The organism is Mycobacterium sp. 236(2023), from assembly GCF_029623955.1.
Classification (GTDB): Bacteria; Actinomycetota; Actinomycetes; order Mycobacteriales; family Mycobacteriaceae; genus Mycobacterium.
Genome location: NZ_JARSBP010000002.1, coordinates 1,149,436 through 1,170,200 on the forward strand (window position 1 = coordinate 1,149,436; position 20,765 = coordinate 1,170,200).

Consider the following 20,765-nt stretch of genomic DNA (forward strand, 5'->3'; position numbering starts at 1 on the left):
ACCCCGTCGGGGCAATGGTGGTCTGTCCGCGAACCTGGTTGACGCCGTCGTGAATTCGCTGAAGCGCCGCGCGGATCCGCCTACCGCTTGGTGGCCGTCACCAGCAAGTACTCGGCTTCGTAACGGGTCATGCCAAGCTCGGCGGCTCGGTTCCAGTCCTCGAGGAACGTGAGGAATTCGCGATCGAGTGCGGCGGTGCGCTCGGTGTCGCCGGCGTTGAACCGGTATGTCGCGATGGTCGGGCCGTAGTTCGTCTTCCAGTACTCGCGGAACTCCAGGGGTGTCGCACAGCGATCGAACACGACCGTCTGGCGCTGCATCGTCAGGTCGGAGACGTTGGCGCCGAACAGTGTTCGGACATGGTCTTCGCTGCCCCACAGCGGTGCCGGGCCGGCGCCGGGTGGCGGCGGGGGAGCGTAGGGCTTCATCGTCGTGAAGAGGTGGCCGATGAATCCCTCGGGCGTCCAGTTGATCATCCCGATCGTGCCACCCGGCCTGGTGACTCGGACGATCTCGTCGGCGGCTACCTGATGGTGCGGGGCGAACATTGCGCCGACGCACGACATCACCACGTCGAACTCGTTGTCGGCGAACGGCATTGACTCGACGTCGGCCTCCACCCATTCCAGGTCCGCACCTCGCTGGGCGGCCTGGCTCCGTCCGGCGTCGAACAGTTCGGGCGTCAGGTCGCTCGCGACGACGGTGGCTCCGGCGAGGGCGGCCGGGATGGCCGCATTCCCGGCTCCGGCCGCGACGTCGAGGACGCGCTGTCCGGACCCGATTCCGCAGGCCTCGACGAGACGCGGTCCCAGAGCAGGGATGAGTTCAGTCGCGACGGCCTCGTAGTGGCCCGACGCCCACAGGGCGCGGTGCTTGGCCTTGAGTTGGCGGTCGGCCTCCGCGTCACTCAGGACGCCGGTGTCCGCAGTGGTCATGTCGATCCTCGAATCTGTCGATGGTGTTGCGAGAAGGATCGTCGACCGCAGGTGCAGCGCCATCGGGAGCGGTTACCTATTTTGACGGGCACGGCCCGCCTCCGGCTCAGGTGAGGATGCCGACCTCGCGGGCGCGACGCACCGCGTCACGTCGCTTCGACACGTCCAGCTTGGTCAGGATGGCCGACACGTGGTGATCGACGGTCTTGACCGACAGGAACAGCCGCTCGGCGAGTTCGGCGTTGGTGAGTCCGTCGCCCAGCAGACGGAGCACCTCGATCTGACGGGTGGTCAGGCCGGCGGGGTTGGCCAGTGTCGATGCCCGCCGCGGGCCGGGGACCACCGGTGCGCCCGCGGCGCGAAGATCGGACCGCACCTTCGCGGCAACGGCATCGGCGCCGAGCCGATCGAGCACGTCGAGAGCACGGCGGGCCGCCGCCGGATCGCCGGAATCGATCAGCGCGAGTGCGGCGTCGTAAGGCGTCGACAACCCGTCGAATGCTGCCGCGGCTCCTTCGTGGTCGCCGTCGGCGAGTAACCCATACGGGTGCGCGATGTCGGCGGCGGCACCGGGATCGGGCGATTCGCCGATGCGCCGCAGCCACATACCGAGTTCGCCGCGCGCCCACTCAAGACCCTGCCGGGGCGCTGTGCGCAGCAGAGCCCCGCACTCCTGCACGCGGGCGTCGGCCACGCCGGTCAGCCAGGTACGTTCGACGATCGCCGAAGCCACCGGCAGCACCCGCACCAGTTCGCCGAAGCGACAAGCCAATCGCCATGCCTCGTCGATGGCACCGGAGTCGTCGCCCGTGCGGCGCAACGCGACCAACGCGCGGATCAGCAGCGGCCAGGTGCGCGCCAACGGGGCACTGGGACCTCCCAGGACCGAGTCGGCGTCGACGAGGGCTTCATCCCAGTCCCCGGTCAGCAGCCTCATCCGGCTACGCGATCCCAGTTGAACCATCCGGCAGATGGGCAGATCGTGCTCGACCATCAACGGAATGCTGGTGTCCAACAGCGAGGCCGCGGCGCCGAGGCGGCGCTGTTCCACGTCGAAGTAGGTCAGATTGGTGTACCCGCCGGAGTACGTCTCGTCGATGTGGCGGGGACCGGCGGCCAACTCCGAGAGCAATTGATCGCGCACCGCCGCGCGGCCGACGAGGATCTCCCGGTAGTACCCGATGAGCCGCACCCGCACGGACAGGTGAGGATCGCCGATCTCGTCGGCAATCGTGCGCGCCTGCTCCAGGGCACGGGCTGCGTCCTCGGCCTGACTCGACTGGACGGCGAGGAAGGCCCGCATGGCCAATCCGTGTCCCAGTTGGGCAGTCCAGCACGGGTCGTCCTGTGCCGCTGCAGTGTTCAGCGTGGCGATGGCCTCGGCGACGTGGTGGTCGGCGATCGTCCGGTTGCCGTTGTACCACTCGTACACAGCGAGCGAATGATGGTTGGCGCTCACCGCGACGGGTGCCGCCATATCCTCGCGGATCCGCATCGCCCGGTGGCATGCGCCGACGGCGTCGTCCAGCCGGTCGGTGAGGTAGTACTCGTCGGCCAGCTGTTCCAGCACCTCGGCCTCCGCTGCGGGGCTGAGCATTCCGCCTCGGTCCATCGCGATTTGGAAGAACTCGCAGGCTTGGGTGTGGGCGCCCGATCGGGCGGCCGCGCGACCCGCTTCGGCCGCTGCCGCAGTGATCAGGGTCTTGTCGCCGCCGCCCAGCGCATGGTGGGTGAGCACCGCCGGATCCTCGTCGAAGGCGGCGCGATGAGCTTCGAGCAGGCGGCGGTGCAGCCCCGGTTGGGCACCGGGAGGGATGACGGTCGAGACCGCGCGCCGGCACAGGTCATGCCGGAACGCCACACCGCGAGCGTCCCGCTTGATCAGCTTGGCCTGGTGAAGTGCCCGCAGCGCGGGCAGGGTCACACCGAGATCGGTGAGCAGGTGATCGCCGATGGCACCAGGGGCGCATGTCAGCAGATTCAGCAGATCCCAGGCGTCCGGATTCAGATCGGCGGTACGGGCAAGGATCGCGTCGCGCACCGTCGTGGGCAGCTCGGTGCTTCCTGCCGAACTGTCATGGTCGAGCATTTCGCAGACGAAGAACGCATTGCCACCGGTCACCTGATGGAGCCACACCGGATCCACGCCGCGGTCGCCCACCAGCGTCGCGATGCCCGCGACGCTCAGCGGGTGCAGTGTTACCGAGTTCGCATGCGTCGACCGCGCGATGTCGCCCAGCAGGCCACGCAGCGGATGCGCGAGGCTGACCTCGTCGTCACGCAGGGTGCCGATGGTCAGCAGTCGCGATTGCGGCGCGCGGCGCAGCAGGAATCGCAACAGGTCGATGGTGCCCTGATCGGCCCAGTGCAGATCGTCGAGGACCAGGACAGTCGGTTGGCCGCGCAACTCGTCGAACACCGCCCCGAAGATGTCGTACGGCTGGTCGCTGCTCTTCAGCTGCTTCTGCGTCGCAGCGCTGAAGTGGTGGGCGAGATCGTGCAGCGGTCCCAGGGGGCGCGGTGTCGAGAGCGGGTCGCACGCACCCCACAGCACGCGTGTTCCCTCGGCCAGCCCGCTGACGAACGCCTCGACGAACGTGGTCTTGCCCGCGCCCGACTCGCCGCACACCATCACGGCGCTTCCGCGGCCCGCGCGGGAAGCGGCCTCCCAAACCGCGAGCTGATCGAGCTCCCGCTCGCGCTCGGTGAGCGTCACGCGCCGATCTTATCGGCAATAGACCGCTCTTACCAGGGAAAACGTGCCTCCGGCGGCAAATGGGGAGGTATTACCGATGACTGCCACGGCAGTCGGATCGCACTGTTGGTGATGGCCGACCGGCCGACCACACCACGACCAGACAACCAGGAGACGCCAATGACACGCTTCCTCATCGAACGCGACATCCCGGGGGCCTCGGAGCTGACCAAGGAGCAGCTCGCCGAGATCTCCCAAACATCCAACGCGGCAATGCAATCGCTGGGCGTTCCCTACCGGTGGATCACCAGCTATGTCGCGGGCGACAAGGTGTACTGCATCCATGAGGCGGACGACGAGGAGGCCATCCGGGAGCATTCCCGCCGCGGTGGTTTCCCGGCGACCGTCGTCGTCCCGGTGGCGAACGAGTTCGGGCCTCACACCGCGCGCCAGCAGGGCTGAAGAAGGTTTGCGGTTCCCGGTCAAGTGGAATAATGCGGCAATGCCGCACACTGACCGGGTGCCCGAACCCGCGTTGGACGCGTTGCCGAGGTCCAGTGGCGATCTGGGCGTGGGCAGCTTCCGGTTCTGGTTCGTCGGGCAAAGGTGGGAGTGGTCCGATGAGGTCGCCCGCATGCACGGCTACGAACCGGGCACCGTCACGCCGACCACCGAACTCCTGCTCGCACACAAACACCCGGACGACCGCCGGCATGTGCAGGAACTGCTCGACCACGCTCTGCACTCGGGCGGTGCGTTCTCCAGCCGCCATCGGTTCATCGACACCCAGGGTCGCGAGCACACCGTTCTCGTCCTCGCCGACCGCATGCTCGACGCCAGCGGAGCGGTGGTGGGCACCGAGGGGCACTACGTCGAACTGACCGACACGCTGCGGCAGGTTCGCCGCGACGCCCTGAACACCTCATTGCCCGATCTGTTCGCCGCCCGCGCGGAGATCGAGCAGGCCAAGGGCGCGCTGATGCTGGTCTACGGGGTAGGCGCAGATCAGGCTTTCGAGCTCCTGCAGTGGCGCTCGCAGCAGACCAACACGAAGCTGCGGTCGCTGGCCGCTCAGATCGTGGCCGAGTTCTCCACCATCAGCGCAGCACGCGATGAACTGAGAAGGCAGTTCGACCATCTCCTGCTCACCGTGCATCAGCGCGTCGAGTGAGGGTGCGGTAGCGCGTGGAACTGTTGGAGGTCCTACAGGACGTCGGTGATGCCGCGGTGGTCGTCCGTGCCCGCGGTGAAGTCGACACCGGCACAATCGAAAAGCTATCCGCGGCGCTGGAGGCCGCGGTGGCCGCGGCAGCCTCGCATCGCACGCGGGCGCTCGTCATCGACTTGGACGGGGTCACCTATTTCGGCAGTGCAGGACTCAACGCGCTCCTCAACTGCTGCGAGAAGGCGCGGGCGGAGTCGGTCGCGGTGCGGGTGGTCGCCACCAACGCCGAGGTGCTCCGGCCCATCGAAGTGACCAGAGTCAATGCCGTGCTGCCTCCGTACCCGACGCTGGCGGAGGCCCTTGCGACGCTGGAGGACCCGCAGTGAGCGGCAACGGTCATGAACGGTCCTCGCCTGCACAGGTTTTCGCCGACGGCGGCGACGTCGGCCGCGACCATGCGCAGGTGGACTGGTCGGCGACTCCGCTCGGCCCCCCGGAAGGCTGGCCGCAGAGCCTGCTGACGGCCGTGAGCATCCTGCTGTCGTCGCGGTTCCCGATGTGGATGGCCTGGGGGCCTGAGCTCACGTTCTTCTGTAACGACGCATATCGCCGGGACACGCTGGGGCGCAAGTATCCCTGGGCGTTGGGTCGGCCGGCGTCCGAGGTGTGGGCCGAGATCTGGGCAGACATCGGGCCCCGTATCGACCGGGTTCTGACGACCGGTGAGGCGACCTGGGACACGCAGTTGCTGTTGTTCCTGGAGAGGTCGGGCTACACGGAGGAGTCCTACCACACGTTTTCCTACAGCCCGCTGCGTAATGACGATGCCCGCATCGTCGGGATGTTGTGTGTCGTCAGCGAAGACACGCTGCAGGTGGTCGCCGAGCGCCGGATGGCGACGCTGCGCGACCTCGGGTCGGATCCCAGTTTGTTACGCACCGAGCGCGACATTCTGCGCTACGTCGACCAGCAGCTGTCGCACAACCTTCGGGACCTGCCCTTCACACTCACCTATCTGTTCAACGACGACGGGACTGCCGCGCTTGCCGGAACGAGCGGCATCACAGCCGATCACCCGGCGGCGCCCGCGTTGCTCTCCGGAGTGGACGGCGAATTCTGGTCGCTGGCAGACCCGACCCTGGGCGATTCGACTCTCGTCGACGTCGGCGGCGGCATGTATCCGGCTCTGCCCAGCGGAGATTGGCGCGAACCGCCCAAGCAGGCACTGGTCGTGCCGCTCCTGCACGGAGGTTCGCCCAGTGGATTCCTGGTTGCGGGCCTCAACCGCTACCGGCCGCTCGACGAGGCGTACCGGGGCTTCGTCACCTTGGTCGCCGGCCACATCGCCGCGGGCATCGGCTTGTCCCGCAGCTACCGCACGCAGGAGAAGCGGGCCGAGGAGCTGGCCGAACTCGACCGCGCCAAGACCACCTTCTTCTCCAACATCAGCCACGAGTTCCGTACACCGCTGACGTTGATCCTCGACCCCGTCTCCGAACTGCGCCGGTCCGGCACGGTCGACGAAGCGGCCCGCGAAGAACTCGATGTGGTGTGGCGCAACGGTTTACGGCTCACGAAGCTGGTGAACACGCTGCTCGACTTCTCCAGGATCGAGGCGGGACGTACTCAGGCACGCTACGAGGCCGTCGACCTCGGCGCGTTGACCGCGGAGCTGGCCAGCGTGTTCCGCTCTGCCATCGAGCGGGCCGGACTGGAATTCGACGTCGACTCGGAACCGATGGACGACGTGGTCTACATCGATCGCGACATGTGGGAGAAGGTGATCTTCAACCTGCTGTCCAACGCGCTGAAATTCACGTTCGAGGGCAGCGTTTCGGTGACGGCCCGCCAGGACGGCACCGAGGCAGTGGTCGAGGTGTCCGACACTGGCACCGGGGTGCCGGCCGACGAGATGCCGCGCCTGTTCGAACGGTTCCACCGGATCGAGAACGCCAGAGCGCGCTCGAATGAGGGCAGCGGCATCGGTCTGGCGTTGGTGCAAGAACTGATCGCACTACACGGGGGCACGATCACCGCCGACAGCGCCGAAGCGCGGGGGACCACCTTCACCATCAGGCTGCCGTTCGGGGCGGCGCATCTTCCCGCCGACGCGATCGCCTCGCCGAATGCACACCGCAGGACGGCGGGCGGCGCGGACGCCTACGTTGAAGAGGCGTTGCGCTGGATTCCCACCGACGTCAGCGGGTCGGTGTCCGAATTCACCTATGCGGCATCAACATCCGAACGAGGCTCCGCACCGCCTGCACGTGTCCTGATCGCCGACGACAACGCCGACATGCGGGAGTATCTGACCCGGCTGCTGCGGTCCGACGGCTATCAGGTGGACGCCGTCGTCGACGGAATTGAAGCCGTGGAGGCCGTTCGCGCCAGCGCGCCGGACATCGTCGTCAGCGACGTGATGATGCCGCGGCTCGACGGGCTCGGTCTCGTGGCCGAATTGCGCGCCGATCGCAGGACCGCCGCGATCCCGGTGCTGTTGTTGTCGGCGAGGGCAGGCCAGGAGGCCTCGATCAGCGGCTTGCGTGCGGGAGCTGACGACTATCTCGTCAAGCCGTTCGCCGCCGCGGAGCTTCTCGCCCGGGTACGTGCCAACGTGGAACTCGCGCGGCTGCGCGACCACCACGCACGTTGGCGCACAGCACTTGTCGAATCGCTTCAGGAAGCCTTCTTCGTCTGCGACGAAGAGGGTGCCGTCGTCGAGATCAACCCGGCCTTCACCGACATCCTCGGTTTCGACGCCGCCGGCCTGCCGTACCGACCGCAGTACCCGTGGTGGCCGTCGGCGGACGGTGACCCCATCGCGCACCGGCGGGTGGCTGATGCGTTCAACAGTGTGATGGACGAATCCCACGGCACCTTGAACGCGGTGCCGGTCGCCCATCGCGACGGTCACCGCATCTGGGTTTCCGTGACGTTCACCCACGTGGAGGATCCCGAAACCGGCCGCGACGTCGTCGTGGGCACGCTGCGTGACGTCACCGCGGAGCGCTACATCGTGCAGCGCGAGTCCGCGCTGGCGTCACTGAACGAGAAGCTCGCGCAGGCCGACACCCTTGATGACGCCATCGCCGCTGCGGCCGAAGGCTTTTCGACGGTGTGGCAAGCGCGGCGGGTTCTCGCCGCTACGTGGACCGGTGATGCCGACACGGCCGACCCGCCGGACGTCGTCGTCGTGGGGGAGCCCATCCGGTGGGGTGATCTGTCGGCTCGCACGCGCGATGCGATCACTGCGCTGCGCGACGGCGATCTGCTCGACCCGGACACGTCGGTGGCGGGCGAGGCGGGAGTCGCGCTGCGGCATCCGCGCGGTGTGCTCGTCGTCTACATCGAACTTCTCGAGCATCGGCGTTTCACGTCGGAGGACCACACCCTGTTGACGGTGCTCGCCGGCCGGCTGGGTCAGGGGCTGCAGCGCGTGCATCAGATCGACCAGCAGCGAGAGACCGCGCTGGCGTTGCAGCACGCCATCCTCGGGCCGGCTCTGTCGGGTGGTTTCGCCGTGCGGTACCAGCCGGCGACCCGGCCGCTGCAGGTCGGCGGCGACTGGTACGACGTCGTGGACCTCGACGACGGCAGGATCGGCCTGATCGTCGGCGACTGTGTCGGCCACGGGCTGGCCGCCGCCACCGTCATGGGGCAGCTGCGGAGCGCCTGCCGTGCCCTCCTTCTGGAGAATCCCAGTCCCGCGGCGACGCTGTCGGCGCTGGACCGATTCGCCGCCCGGTTGCCCGGCGCACGGTGCACCACGGCGCTGTGCGCGGTGCTCAATCCGGAGACCGGCGAGATGGTGTACTCGTGCGCGGGGCACCCACCCCCGATCCTGGTCTTCGCCGACCGGTCGACGCGGCTGCTCGAAGGCGCGCGCGCAACGCCGCTGGGGCTCAAGGACCCGCCGCACCGCATCGAGGCGCGGGAGATGATTCCGCCGCGCGCCACGTTGCTTCTGTACACCGACGGACTGGTGGAACGCCGTCGTGAGTCAATCGACGACGGCATCGCCCGGGCGACCGACGTCGTCCAGGACAACCGCGCCACCGACCTGGACGAGCTGGCCAACGTCATCATGTCGCGGCTCGCGCCCGCGGATGGGTATCACGATGATGTGGCTCTCCTCCTCTACCGGCAGCCCGCGCCGCTGGACCTCGACATGGCCGCCGACGTCGGTGAACTGGCCGGCAGTCGCAGCGCGCTGCGAGGGTGGCTCGAAAGTGCGGGCGTGCCGCCCGACCAGGCGCTCGATGTCCTCATCGCCGCCGGTGAGGCGCTCGCCAACGCCATCGAGCACGGTCACCGGGACAGCCCGGACGGGCGGGTCCGGCTGCATGCGATCGCAATGCCCGACCGTCTGCAGCTGACCGTGATCGACACCGGCACGTGGAAGACACCCTCCGAAATCGCCTCGGTGCATCGCGGACGTGGCATCGCGCTGATGAGGGCGCTGATGCACGATGTCACCATCGAATCGGAGACCACCGGCACCACCGTGCACATGAATACAAGGATCGCCTGATGGCCACCCCGCTGCAGCTCAGCACCGACCGTCGCGACGACGGCCGCCTTGTGCTGACCGCGATCGGCGAGGTGGACCTCAGCAATGTCGAGGTCTTCGCCAACACCCTGGCGCACTCGGTGGTCGGGTCCGACGGGTCACCGCTGCGCGTCGACTTCAGTGCGGTCGAGTACCTCGACAGCGGGGCGATCAATGTCCTGTTCGAATACGCCAAGTCCATCGAACTGGTCGTCAACCCGATGCTGCTGCCCGTGCTGACGGTCAGCGGCTTGACCGACGTGGTGACGGTCAAGCCGGCGCCCGCGCCGTAACCGATCTACCTTTCCTCACCCCGTCTGGCCCGGGCGCGGCGTTTCCCCTCGTGCATCGCCGCCACTCGCGCCACCGGAATCGTGCGCCCCTGTTCGATGAGGTCGTCGGGCAGTCGCTGCGGTGCCGGCATCGACTCCGCCCACGGGTCGCTCCCGGCCAGCGCGTCGACCGCGGTGTGCACCGTGAAGTCGCCCGGCCGCACCCGGTCGAGGTCGGACCAGGCCACCGGAAACGAGACCGGCGTGCCCGCACGTAGCCGGGGGCTGTACGCCGCGGCGACGGTGGCGCCGCCCGCCCGGGTGGCGTCGACGAACACCTTCCCTTCACGGTCCTCGACGATGAACGCTGTCGTCGCGATCGACGGGTCGAGGGCCTCGGCACGGGCGGCCAGCGCGCGCGTCGCCGCGGCCACATCCTCGACCGGGGCGCTGTCGTCGATGGGCACGAAGATGTGCACGCCTCTGGAGCCGCTGGTCTTCACCGCACCGGCCAACTCGCAATCGTCGAGCGCCCGGCGAACGAGGTGCGCGACGGCCACCACGGCCGCGAAGTCGTCGTCGGTGGGCGGGTCCAGGTCGAGGATGAGATGGGTCGGACGGTAGATGTTGTCGGCCAGGCCCAGCGCCGGGTGGTATTCGATGGAGCGCTGATTGGCCAGCCACAGCAGCGTGCGGCGGTCGTCGCACAGCGCGTAATGGATCTCGCGATGGGACGCCTCAGCCCAGATCGGCACCGTGCGCACCCAGTCCGGCGTGTACTTGGGGACGTTCTTCTGCATGAACGGAGCCCGGCCGCGAAGCGCGCGCAGCACCGTCAGCGGCCGGTCGGCGAGTACCGGCAGCATCCGGTCGGCCACGGCGTCGAGGTAGTCGACGAGGTCGCGCTTGGTGGCCCCCGCGGTGTCGGACAGCGACTGGTCGAGGTTGGTCAGATCGACGCCGGCACGCTGCTCGTCGGTGCTCATCCGCCCAGCCTAGGGGCCGAGGCGCCGCGATAAAGGTCCTGCGCCAACGGAAGTCGGGATTCCGCCGCGATCGTCACGATCGGCGCTTAACGTTTGGTGCATATGGACCGGAGCCCATCAACGGAGCCCGGCGACTCGCCGACCGTAGTCGCCACGGCGGCACCCTCTTCAGCGGCGGCAGGCGGCTCTGCCGTACCCCAGGTCGACGATCAGGAGAAACCCGGACGCGAACTCGGCGGCTGGACCCAACGTTTCGTCGCGGGCGTGGCGTTCGCCGTCGCGGTCCTGACGATCTGGCAGGTGTTCCGGCCGCTCGCGCAGGGCAGCCAGTTCTACCTCATCGTGTTCCTGTCCGGCTCGTTGCCGCTGGTGTATCTGGTGTACCGGTCCGGTTGGGGCAGGCTCGATCCGGAGGACCGGCCGGGGATCGTCGACTGGGTGCTCGCCGTGCTCACGCTGGCGGTGTGTCTGTATCCGGTGCTGCCCATGGCCATGGGGTCCGGCGGTGGCGGTTACAACGCGTTCCTGGATCGGCAGGGCATGCTCGAACCGGCCGACGTCGTCATGGGCGCACTGCTGCTCGTGCTCATCCTCGAAGCGTGCAGGAGGACCACCGGGTGGGCGTTGCCCATCGTGTGCGCCGTGTTCCTGGCCTACGGCTACTACGGCGGTCTGCTGCCGCAGGGGTGGGCGATCGCGCACGCGGGCCTGGACTTCGATCAGATCGTCGACGCGCTGTACAACTCGGGCAGCGGGTTCTACGGAACCCCGCTCGACGTCGCGGCGACCTACATCGTGTTGTTCACCATCTACGGTGCCGTCCTCGAACTCTCCGGCGGGGCACGGTTCTTCGTCGACCTGTCGGTCGCCGCCTTCCGCCGCAGTCGCAGCGCTGCGGGGCGCACGGCGGTGGCATCGGGCTTCCTGCTGGGCACGGTGTCCGGATCGGGGACCGCGACCGCGGTCAGCGTGGGCGCGGTGACGTGGCCGATCATGCGGCGGGCGGGCTATACCCCCGAACGCGCGGGCGGAGTGCTGGCTGCCGCCGGGGTCGGCGCGCTGCTGTCGCCGCCGACGCTGGGCGCCGCGGCTTTCATCGTCGCCGAATACCTTGAGGTCACGTACCTGACGGTCCTGGGCTGGGCCATGATCCCCACCGTCCTCTACTACCTGGGCATCCTGCTGGCCGTCGAGATCGACGCCCGACGGTTCGGGATGAAGGCAGCCCACCTGGACACGCAGTCGGTGTGGAAGCTGTTGGGCCGCTTCGGGTATCACTTCTCGTCGCTGATCGCGATCGTGGTGCTGCTGGCAGTGGGGATGTCGGCCACCAGGGCCGTGGTGTACGCGACCGCGCTGGCCTTCGTGCTCTCTTTTCTCGACCGCCGCTATAAGCTGACGCCGCGCCGCCTGTTCGACGCGCTCAGTGCCGGTGTTCGCGGCGTGCTGCCGGTCGTCGCCGTGTGCGCGGCCGCCGGGGTGATCACCGCGATGACGACGAAAACCGGTCTGGGAGCGCAGTTCTCGTCGGTACTCGTCGGTGGGGTGGACGCCCTGACAGACAACCGGACGGTGATGCTGGCGCTGACGGCGGTGTTCGCGGCGATCGCGCTGGCGCTGCTCGGCCTCGCGATCCCGGTGACCGCGTCGTTCGTCATCGGCTGGGTCATCATCGGCCCGGCCCTGCTGGCTCTCGACGTCCCTGCGCCGGCGGCCGCAATGTTCGTCTTCTACTACTCGGTGCTGTCCGAGGTGACCCCGCCGACCGCGCTGGCGGCCGTCGGCGCGTCCGCGGTCACCGGTGGTCGGGCGATCCCGACGATGTGGCAGGCGTTGCGTTATGCGGCGCCCGCCTTCCTGGTGCCCATCGCGTTCGTGCTGACCGACCCGGGGGAGTACCTCTTGGGCCGCGGCCCGGTGCTCGGCGTCATCTGGGCATCGGCGGTCGCATGTATCGGCATCGTCGCGCTGTCGTTCGCCGCGGGCGGCTGGGCGCTCGGCGCCGGCGCGATGGGCCGAATCTGCCGCATTCTCACGGCAATTGCGGCTCTGCTGCTGCTGTTCCTGAATCCGTGGACGATCGCGGCAGGATTCGCGTGCCTACTCGGCGCGGTTGCGCTGACCTTTATCACCAACAAGAGGAGATCGACATGAAACGCACTGTGACGGTGTTCGCCGCGCTGGTGCTCACCGTTGCCGCCGCGACCGGGTGCGGGGGCAGGCAGGACACCCCGACGGCCGATTCCGGCGGCGAGATCACCTGCGAGGTGGGCTCGGACACCCGGGTGAGCATCGCCACGGGCAACTCGACCGGCGTGTACTTCTCCCTCGGAAACGCCTATGCCGAACAGATCTCGGCCGCGACCAACGGAACGGTCAAGGCCACCGCCGCCGAGACCGGGGCCTCGGTGCAGAACATCCAGCAGCTCGTCTCGGGCAACTATCAGGTGGCGTTCTCGCTTGCCGACACCGCGTCCGACGCGATCGGAGGCACCGGAAGCTTCGACGGTAAAGAGCAACCGATCCAGGCGCTGTCGCGGATCTATCCGAACTACACCCAGGTCATCGTCCGCAACGACAGTGGCATCACGTCCATCGCCGACATGCGGGGCAAGCGGGTGTCCACCGGGTCGCCGGGGTCGGGGACCGAGGTCATCGCCAACCGGCTGCTGGAATCGGCGAGCCTCAACCCGCAATCGGACGTCGCGGCGCAGCGACTGGACCTCACCAAGACCGTCGACGGCATGAAGGACGGGTCGATCGACGCGATGTTCTGGTCCGGCGGTCTGCCGACACCAGGCATCACCGACCTGTTCACCTCCGCCCGCAACGACGTCGCGTTCATCGACATCACGTCGCAGCTGGGTCCGATGGCCGAGATCAGCCCCGCCTACGAAGAGGGTTTGATCCCTGCCGAGACCTACCAGCTGCCGTCGGCAGTCCCGACGATCGTCGTGCCCAACGTGCTGCTGGTCCGCGATGACCTCGACGCCAATCTGGCCTGCGTGCTGACGAAGACGTTGTTCGAGAAGCAGCCGGAGCTGGCGCAGGTCGTCGGCGCCGCTAAGGGCATCACACTGGAGAACGCGCGTGACACCGACCCGGTGCCGCTCAACCGCGGCGCCGAACTCGCCCTCGATGAGCTGAACGCCCCTCGTTGACCGATGTGCTGGTGTCCACCTAAGAGGAAGCTGTGGATTCAGGCCCGGCTGACAGTTTTGTCGGAGTTAGCTGTGTATCGGTTGTATTCATGTGGGACTGTAGTGGCGCAAGCGAACGATCCCTGATTCTCAACCGCCGAGGAGTCCTCGAATGACCCGCGTCCGTTCCATCGTCCTGACTCGCAGTGTGAAAGCGCTCGCAGTGGTGGGACTCGGCGCATTCGGCGCCGCGGCGTTCATCGGTATGGGTTCCGGGGTAGCCGGGGCCGAAGTCGACCAGATCGCCCCCGGCCCGATTGTGACGAGCCGCCAGGCCTCCGAGAACTCCGTGATCCGCATCAACGACTTCGGTGTTGCCCGGGGGACCTCCGAGGCGCGTCTCGGTGACGCCGGCATCGTGAGCGCCCAGGGCGAGGTCCGCGACAGCGTCAAAGCGGTCACCGGCACCAGGGCCCGCGAGTTCCAGGGCAGCTACGCGCCCGGTCCCGCTATCGGCGACTGGTGATCTGACGGACCGGCGCGCCTGCGCGCCGGCATCCATCCCCGAACGTGCTGGTCAAGCTGTGAACTCGCTGTCAATTCGCAATTGACAGGGAATGCTTTGACGGGCTACATGTATGACACGCGACACACTGAGTGTCACGCAGGCCGCCGCTGAGCGTGCCGGTGTCAGGCTTGATCGGGGGCGGTGGACGTGGCAGGTGCCGGGCGCTCCGGGATCGGCAGGATCATCCGCCTCCTTGCACTTCCGATCATTCTCGGCTGGATCGCGCTGACAGTCGTCACCAATGTCGCCGTCCCGCCGCTCGAGAAGGTCGGTGAGGAACACACTGTCGGCCTGAGCGCCAACGATGCGCCGTCGATGATCTCGATGCGGCGGATCGGCGCCGACTTCCAGGAGTTCGACTCCGACAGCAGCGCGATGATCGTCCTGGAAGGCGAGCAGCCGCTGGGCGACGCGGCGCACCGCTACTACGACGAGCTCATCGACAAGCTGGAAGCCGACACCGAGAACGTCCAGCACGTCGCCGACTTCTGGGGTGACCCGCTGACCGCGTCGGGCGCGCAGAGCACCGACGGCCTGGCGGCCTACGTCCAGGTGTATCTGCACGGCAATCAGGGGGAGCCGCGCGCCAACGAGGCCGTGGCCGCGGTGCGCGAGATCGTCGCCGAGGTGCCCGCGCCGCAAGGGGTGAAGACCTATGTGACGGGCGGTGCGCCGCTGGTCGCCGACCAGCACAGCGCCGGCGACAAGAGCGTTTTCCGCGTCACCATGATCACCTTCGGCGTCATCATCGTGATGCTGCTGCTCGTCTACGGCTCGATAGCCACCACGGTTCTGGTCCTGCTGATGGTGTTCATCGAACTCGGAGCGGCTCGCGGCATGGTCGCGTTCCTCGCCAACGCCGAGATCATCGGTCTGTCGACATTCGCGGTGAACCTGCTGACCCTGATGGTGATCGCCGCGGGAACCGACTATGCCATCTTCGCGATCGGCCGATATCAGGAAGCCCGAGGCGCGGGCGAGGACCGGGAAACCGCCTACTACACGATGTTTCACGGCACCGCGCACGTCGTCCTGGGTTCGGGCCTGACGATCGCCGGCGCGATGCTGTGCCTGAGCTTCACCCGGCTGCCGTACTTCCAGACGATGGGTGTTCCGTGTGCGGTGGGCACCCTCGTCGCCGTCGTCGCGGCACTGACGCTGGGCCCCGCAGTCATCGTGGTCGGCAGTCGTTTCGGGCTCTTCGAACCCAAGCGCGCCATTCGGTCCCGGGGCTGGCGGCGCGTCGGTGTCGCCGTCGTGCGGTGGCCGGGACCAGTACTGGCCGCGACGTTGGCGCTCGCCCTTGTCGGGCTTCTCACCCTGCCGGGCTACAAGACGAATTACGACGCGCGCGACTACCTCCCCGAGGAGGTGCCCGCCAACATCGGTTACGCCGTCGCCGACAAGCACTTCGGTACCGCGCGCATGAACCCTGAACTGTTGATGGTCCAAAGCGACCACGATCTGCGAAACCCGGCTGATTTCCTGGTCATCGACAAGATCGCCAAGGCCATCTTCAAGGTGCCCGGAGTGGCGCGTGTCCAGACGATTACCAGACCCGACGGCAAGCCGATCAAGCACACCACCATCCCGTTCCAGATGAGCATGCGCAGCACGACGAGCCAGCTCAACGAGAAGTACATGCAGGACCGGATGGCCGACATGCTGGTCCAGGCCGACACGATGCAGACCAACATCGACGTGATGACCAGGATGTCCAACTTGATGACCCAGATGTCTGGAGTCACCCACAGCATGGTCGAGAAGACGAAAGCCACGGCGGTCGACATCGTCGAATTGCGGGACCACATCTCCGATCTCGACGATTTCATCCGGCCCATCCGGAACTACCTGTACTGGGAACCGCACTGCTTCAACATCCCGGTGTGCTGGAGCATGCGGTCGATCTTCGACACCCTCGACGGCATCAACCCGCTGACCGACGACATTCTGGAACTCGTCCCCGAACTCGAACGACTCGACGCCACGATGCCGCAGCTGATCGCGCTGCTGCCGTCGCAGATCGAGACGATGCGCTCGATGCAGGGAATGATGTTGCGGCAGTACCAGACCCAGAAGGGTCAGCTCGATCAGAACGCAGCGATGTCCGAGGACTCCGACGCCATGGGCGATGCGTTCGACGATTCGATGAACGACGACTCGTTCTATCTGCCGCCGGAGGCGTTCGACAACGACGACTTCAAGCGCGGCATGGAGAACTTCATCTCCCCGGACGGCAAGTCGGTGCGCTTCATCATCAGCCATGAGGGCGATCCGGCGACGGTCGAGGGCATCTCGCAGATCGTGCCGATCAAGACCGCGGCGAAGGAAGCCATCAAAGGCACTCCGCTGGAAGGATCCACGGTGTACCTCGCGGGCACCGGCGCCACCTACAAGGACATGAAGGACGGCGCCTTCTACGATCTGCTCATCGCCGGAATAGCCGCTGTCACACTCATTTTCGTCATCATGTTGATCATCACGCGCAGCGTGGTCGCCGCCGCGGTGATCGTCGGCACCGTCCTGCTGTCCCTCGGTGCGTCGTTCGGGCTCTCGGTTCTGCTGTGGCAACACATCATCGGGCTGGAACTGCACTGGATGGTGCTGCCGATGTCGGTGATCCTTCTTCTGGCGGTGGGCTCCGACTACAACCTGCTGCTGGTGTCACGCTTCAAGGAGGAGCTGTCCGGCGGTCTGAAAACCGGCATCATCCGCGCTATGGCCGGCACCGGGTCCGTCGTCACTTCCGCCGGTCTGGTGTTCGCGTTCACCATGGCCACGTTCGCGTTCAGCGACCTGAAGGTGATGGCACAGGTGGGTTCGACAATCGCACTGGGTCTGCTGTTCGACACACTGATCGTGCGTTCGTTCATGACACCAGCCGTCGCCGCGATGCTGGGGCGGTGGTTCTGGTGGCCGCAGAAGATCCAGACCGCCGCGTCGCAACGACGACTGGCCGCATTGCGCACCAAGACGGCTACCGCGAGTCGCTGACCGCCAACTCGGCGATGCGTGTCGAATCCAGCTTCGCCAGAAGGTCGGCCGCATCGTCGAAGACCTGGGACGCGCCTGCGTCGAGCAGTTCCGCGCGTGAGACGCCGCCGCTGAGCACGCCGATCGACGGGACGCCCGCCCGTCCCGCCGCCTCGCAGTCCCACATCGCGTCGCCGACGAACACCGCCTGCTCTGCGGTGACACCGGCTCGGTCCAGTGCGACCTCGACGATGTCGGGTTTGGGTTTGGCCGTGTCGACATCCTCTGACGAAGTCACTGCCGCGATCAGGTCTTCGCAATCGAGAACGTCTCGCAGCATGGCCAATTCGTCTTCAGGTGCCGATGTTGCCAACACCACCTGTAGCCCTTTCAACGCCACCCAGCGAAGAAGGTCGCGTGCACCCGGTAGCGGGGCGAGCAGACCGGAACTCTCCTTGTAGAACCGGTCGTGCCCGTCTTTGAGTCGGTCGAGCACATCTTGGCCGGCATGCTCGGCGAGGGAGCGCACGAGACTCGTCCCGTCCATGCCGATGCCGCGGTGAATCCGCCAACCGTCGACCGGCAGACCTTCTTCGTCGAAGGACCGCAGCCACGCGTACACGTGGAGATAGTTGGAATCAACCAGCGTGCCGTCGATGTCGAACAGAACAGCGGGGCGCCGTGTTTCGGACGTCACTCCGGATCAGGGAGCCGGGATGGCGACTGTCGGCCCGCCGGGAATGGTGACACTGCCGCCGCCGGGTCCGCCGCTGCCGGTGGGTCCGCCGGGGATGGATCCGCCGCCGCCGCCGGGTCCGCCGCTACCGGTGGGTCCGCCAGGGATGGATCCGCCGCCGCCGCCGGGTCCGCCGCCACCGGTGGGTCCGCCGGGGATGGATCCGCCGCCGCCGTCGGCTCCGCCGCCACCCGTGGGTCCGCCGGGGATCGATCCGCCGCCCCCGTCGGCTCCGCCGCCGCCTTCCGGCGCGGTCGTCTCGGTGGGTGCAACCGTCGTCGCGGTCGGCGTCGTTGTGGTCACGCTCGTGGTCTCCGACGTTTCGGAGGTAGTGGAGGTCGATTCCTCCCCGCTGTCACTGCCGCCGCATCCGACGGCAAGCATCAGCAGTGCGGCGCCGCCGAGTGTGGCTACCGCTGTTGTCCGTTGAGTTCGCATGGGTCCACCTGACTGTCGAGGAACTCTTCGTTGGTACCCCGATGAAAATGACGCAAACTCGCCGCAGGTTGTGGCTAGTCACCCGTGCTGGTCGAAGCGTCCGGCCCGTCGCTGGACGGCGGGCCGGCTTCGTCGTCGGACCCTGCGTCATCGGACGCCGTCGCTACGCTCGCCGGTTCGCTGCCGATTGTGGGGTTCCCGCCGGGTTCTGCCTGCTCGGGATCGACGGACTCCTCGGGTGCGGAGTCTTCTGGATCCGACGAAGGCGGCTCGTCGACCCCGCCGGCATCCGGCGGATCCGTCGGCGGATCGTCGGATCTGTCCGAGTTCGGCGTCCCCGGTCCTGCGGACGACGGCGCGCCCGCGGGCGGCGTGACGGGCACTGTCACCGTCGCCGACCCGACCAGTGGGAGGTCGGCCGGGCCTTCGCCGACGCCGACCGGAGCGGGCGCGGAAATGGTGTCGCCGATGCCCTGGAGAGAGTCGATCAGAAACGACACGGGGCCGGTCAACTGGTCGGTGACCGGCTCATCAGCCACCGGGGCGAGCAGGCCGAAGTATGCGTTACCGGCGGGGTCGACGCGCCCGTTGAGTATGCCGTCGACGATTCGCGCTGGCAGGTTGGTGATGGCGCTGACGGCACCGACGACGTCGAGATCGAGCAACGACTCGACGACGTCGCCGACCGTGGAGCCGGCGGCGAGGACGCCGCTGACGATCGGTAGCGCCAGCCGGATGATGAGGCTGGCGATCATGTCGAACGGCTCACCGCTGCCGACGACCTTCGTCAGATTGACGACGGGTAGCGCGACGGCGCCGACGAGCGCGTTGACGACGGCGACCGCATCGCGATCTTCGCCTGCGCTCACGATGTCCGTGATCGCGTCGTACTGACTCTCAAGGACCGCTGTGACGATGGGCAGTGGAGCGGCCAGATACTCAGCGAGACGATCGCTGGCGTTCTCCAGCGACCGCATCACGACTTGTGGGTAGTAGTCCAACGGGCGCGGTGTCGTGTTCAGTTCGACGGCGGAATTGGTGATCTGGATGCTGTCACCGGGCGGCAGTGGCTCGAACGGAGCCACGGCGATCACGCCTACGCCCACGACGGCGATACCCGCCGTGACCCATGGACGAATCGAACTCGACATCACGCACCCCCAGAATCAGCCCCCGCGGGCGCTGCTGCGCAGCAGCCTGTGGTGGCCAGTCCCTAAAACTAGCTCACGCGCAGGTCAAAGGGGGATAGTTTGCCGCGTGTCGGGCAACGACGGCCCGCGTGTCGGGTCAGGCCTTCAGCGGCATCGCCATGCCTGTGGCAGTTGGGTAACGTTCGGTGGCATGACCGCCGGAGCAATCGGGATGACTCGATGAGCGGGGGCCTGTTCGCGCTCCTTGACGACGTTGCAGCGTTGGCGCGCCTTGCCGCCGCGTCCGTCGACGACATCGGTGCCGCAGCGGGACGGGCGACCGCGAAGGCCGCCGGCGTCGTCATCGACGACACCGCCGTCACACCGCAATATGTCCACGGCATCGCCGCCGAACGCGAGCTGCCGATCATCAAGCGCATCGCGATCGGGTCGCTGCGCAACAAGGTCGTCTTCATCCTCCCGGCAGCACTACTGCTGAGCCAGTTCCTGCCGTGGGCGCTGACGCCGATCCTGATGCTGGGCGCGACATATCTGTGTTTTGAGGGCGCGGAGAAAGTCTGGGGGATGATTCGGGGCCACGACTCGCATGCGTCGCCCGTTGCCGGATCGGGCCCCGACGCCGAGAAATACATGGTGACCGGAGCGATCCGGACCGACTTCATCTTGTCGGCCGAGATCATGGTGATTGCCCTGAACGAGGTGGCCGACCAGTCGTTCGTGCCGAGGCTGATCATCCTGCTCGTCGTCGCCGTGGTGATCACCGTCGCGGTCTACGGCGTCGTCGCCGGCATCGTGAAAATGGACGACGTCGGGCTCGCCCTCACCCAGCGGTCATCGGCGTTCGCCCAGAAAATCGGCCGCGGCCTCGTCGCCGGGATGCCCAAGCTGATGTCGGCCCTCTCGGTCATCGGCACCGTGGCGATGCTGTGGGTCGGTGGTCATATCTTGCTCGTCGGGGTCGACGAACTCGGCTGGCACGCTCCCTACGAACTCGTTCACCACGCCGAGGAAGCGGTTAAACACCTCGCGGCTGTCGGCGGGGTGCTGGCCTGGCTGATCAACACCGCGATCTCGGCGGTCATCGGTCTGGTCGTGGGCGCCATTGTGGTTGCCGTCGTGCACGTGCTGCCGTTCGGCAAGAAAGTCAAGCACTGACC

Annotated in this window: 16 protein-coding genes; 10 read left to right on the plus strand and 6 right to left on the minus strand. The window is 67.3% G+C overall.

What is annotated here, in order from left to right:
- Nucleotides 1-80: 80 nt before the first annotated feature.
- Together P9A17_RS08035 and P9A17_RS08040 are read right to left on the minus strand one after the other, a co-directional pair.
- The gene (locus tag P9A17_RS08035) at nucleotides 81-935 is read right to left on the minus strand and encodes a class I SAM-dependent methyltransferase (RefSeq protein ID WP_278038021.1); all 855 of its coding nucleotides are present in this window, start codon (nucleotides 933-935) and stop codon (nucleotides 81-83) included.
- 106 nt (nucleotides 936-1,041) lie between these two features.
- On the minus strand, nucleotides 1,042-3,651 hold the full coding sequence (locus P9A17_RS08040) for a helix-turn-helix transcriptional regulator (RefSeq protein WP_278038022.1): 2,610 nt from the start codon (nucleotides 3,649-3,651) through the stop codon (nucleotides 1,042-1,044).
- 159 nt (nucleotides 3,652-3,810) lie between these two features.
- Here P9A17_RS08040 and P9A17_RS08045 point away from each other — a divergent pair, with 159 nt between their 5' ends.
- The 5 genes from P9A17_RS08045 to P9A17_RS08065 are packed head-to-tail and all read left to right on the plus strand — an operon-like array spanning nucleotide 3,811 to nucleotide 9,637.
- A complete protein-coding gene (locus P9A17_RS08045; RefSeq protein ID WP_278038023.1) occupies nucleotides 3,811-4,092 on the plus strand; it encodes a DUF4242 domain-containing protein in 282 nt (93 codons plus the stop codon).
- 40 nt (nucleotides 4,093-4,132) lie between these two features.
- Entirely contained in the window at nucleotides 4,133-4,801 is a 669-nt protein-coding gene (locus tag P9A17_RS08050; RefSeq protein ID WP_278038024.1) for a PAS and ANTAR domain-containing protein, read from the plus strand.
- A gap of 14 nt (nucleotides 4,802-4,815) precedes the next feature.
- Nucleotides 4,816-5,181 (plus strand): STAS domain-containing protein, encoded by a 366-nt coding sequence (locus P9A17_RS08055; protein WP_278038025.1) that lies wholly within the window; start codon nucleotides 4,816-4,818, stop codon nucleotides 5,179-5,181.
- On the plus strand, nucleotides 5,178-9,326 hold the full coding sequence (locus tag P9A17_RS08060) for a SpoIIE family protein phosphatase (RefSeq protein ID WP_278038026.1): 4,149 nt from the start codon (nucleotides 5,178-5,180) through the stop codon (nucleotides 9,324-9,326). The genes P9A17_RS08055 and P9A17_RS08060 overlap by 4 nt, the downstream gene beginning before the upstream one ends.
- Nucleotides 9,326-9,637 (plus strand): STAS domain-containing protein, encoded by a 312-nt coding sequence (locus P9A17_RS08065; RefSeq protein ID WP_278038027.1) that lies wholly within the window; start codon nucleotides 9,326-9,328, stop codon nucleotides 9,635-9,637. Before P9A17_RS08060 ends, P9A17_RS08065 begins: the two co-directional genes overlap by 1 nt.
- Nucleotides 9,638-9,642: 5 nt before the next feature.
- Here P9A17_RS08065 and P9A17_RS08070 read toward each other — a convergent pair whose 3' ends face one another.
- Nucleotides 9,643-10,602 (minus strand): ATP-dependent DNA ligase, encoded by a 960-nt coding sequence (locus tag P9A17_RS08070; RefSeq protein WP_278038028.1) that lies wholly within the window; start codon nucleotides 10,600-10,602, stop codon nucleotides 9,643-9,645.
- A gap of 102 nt (nucleotides 10,603-10,704) precedes the next feature.
- Between P9A17_RS08070 and P9A17_RS08075 the strand changes: the two genes are divergently transcribed.
- From P9A17_RS08075 to P9A17_RS08090, 4 genes are all read left to right on the plus strand, one after another.
- A complete protein-coding gene (locus P9A17_RS08075; protein WP_278038029.1) occupies nucleotides 10,705-12,756 on the plus strand; it encodes a TRAP transporter fused permease subunit in 2,052 nt (683 codons plus the stop codon).
- Entirely contained in the window at nucleotides 12,753-13,763 is a 1,011-nt protein-coding gene (locus P9A17_RS08080; RefSeq protein WP_278038030.1) for a TAXI family TRAP transporter solute-binding subunit, read from the plus strand. Before P9A17_RS08075 ends, P9A17_RS08080 begins: the two co-directional genes overlap by 4 nt.
- Nucleotides 13,764-13,914: 151 nt before the next feature.
- On the plus strand, nucleotides 13,915-14,268 hold the full coding sequence (locus tag P9A17_RS08085) for a hypothetical protein (protein ID WP_278038031.1): 354 nt from the start codon (nucleotides 13,915-13,917) through the stop codon (nucleotides 14,266-14,268).
- 189 nt (nucleotides 14,269-14,457) lie between these two features.
- On the plus strand, nucleotides 14,458-17,304 hold the full coding sequence (locus P9A17_RS08090; protein WP_278038032.1) for an MMPL family transporter: 2,847 nt from the start codon (nucleotides 14,458-14,460) through the stop codon (nucleotides 17,302-17,304).
- Here P9A17_RS08090 and P9A17_RS08095 read toward each other — a convergent pair.
- From P9A17_RS08095 to P9A17_RS08105, 3 genes are all read right to left on the minus strand, one after another.
- Nucleotides 17,288-17,980, minus strand: coding sequence for an HAD family hydrolase (locus P9A17_RS08095; protein ID WP_278038033.1), 693 nt, complete (start codon nucleotides 17,978-17,980; stop codon nucleotides 17,288-17,290). The two genes, P9A17_RS08090 and P9A17_RS08095, sit on opposite strands and share 17 nt — an antisense overlap.
- Nucleotides 17,981-17,986: 6 nt before the next feature.
- Entirely contained in the window at nucleotides 17,987-18,457 is a 471-nt protein-coding gene (locus P9A17_RS08100; protein ID WP_278038034.1) for a hypothetical protein, read from the minus strand.
- Nucleotides 18,458-18,531: 74 nt separating this feature from the next.
- Nucleotides 18,532-19,608, minus strand: coding sequence for a hypothetical protein (locus P9A17_RS08105; protein ID WP_278038035.1), 1,077 nt, complete (start codon nucleotides 19,606-19,608; stop codon nucleotides 18,532-18,534).
- 219 nt (nucleotides 19,609-19,827) lie between these two features.
- On the opposite strand from P9A17_RS08105, the gene P9A17_RS08110 reads away from it, so the two are divergent.
- Nucleotides 19,828-20,763 (plus strand): DUF808 domain-containing protein, encoded by a 936-nt coding sequence (locus tag P9A17_RS08110; protein ID WP_278038036.1) that lies wholly within the window; start codon nucleotides 19,828-19,830, stop codon nucleotides 20,761-20,763.
- The last annotated feature ends 2 nt before the right edge of the window (nucleotides 20,764-20,765 follow it).

Excerpts from the sequence above, each read along its gene's own strand:
- P9A17_RS08035 (WP_278038021.1), bottom strand. The coding sequence starts at position 935 with ATGACCACTGCGGACACCGGCGTCCTGAGTGACGCGGAGGCCGACCGC.
- P9A17_RS08045 (WP_278038023.1), top strand. The coding sequence starts at position 3,811 with ATGACACGCTTCCTCATCGAACGCGACATCCCGGGGGCCTCGGAGCTG.
- P9A17_RS08050 (WP_278038024.1), top strand. The coding sequence starts at position 4,133 with ATGCCGCACACTGACCGGGTGCCCGAACCCGCGTTGGACGCGTTGCCG.
- P9A17_RS08065 (WP_278038027.1), top strand. The coding sequence starts at position 9,326 with ATGGCCACCCCGCTGCAGCTCAGCACCGACCGTCGCGACGACGGCCGC.
- P9A17_RS08070 (WP_278038028.1), bottom strand. The coding sequence starts at position 10,602 with ATGAGCACCGACGAGCAGCGTGCCGGCGTCGATCTGACCAACCTCGAC.
- P9A17_RS08075 (WP_278038029.1), top strand. The coding sequence starts at position 10,705 with ATGGACCGGAGCCCATCAACGGAGCCCGGCGACTCGCCGACCGTAGTC.
- P9A17_RS08080 (WP_278038030.1), top strand. The coding sequence starts at position 12,753 with ATGAAACGCACTGTGACGGTGTTCGCCGCGCTGGTGCTCACCGTTGCC.
- P9A17_RS08085 (WP_278038031.1), top strand. The coding sequence starts at position 13,915 with ATGACCCGCGTCCGTTCCATCGTCCTGACTCGCAGTGTGAAAGCGCTC.
- P9A17_RS08100 (WP_278038034.1), bottom strand. The coding sequence starts at position 18,457 with ATGCGAACTCAACGGACAACAGCGGTAGCCACACTCGGCGGCGCCGCA.
- P9A17_RS08105 (WP_278038035.1), bottom strand. The coding sequence starts at position 19,608 with ATGTCGAGTTCGATTCGTCCATGGGTCACGGCGGGTATCGCCGTCGTG.
- P9A17_RS08110 (WP_278038036.1), top strand. The coding sequence starts at position 19,828 with ATGAGCGGGGGCCTGTTCGCGCTCCTTGACGACGTTGCAGCGTTGGCG.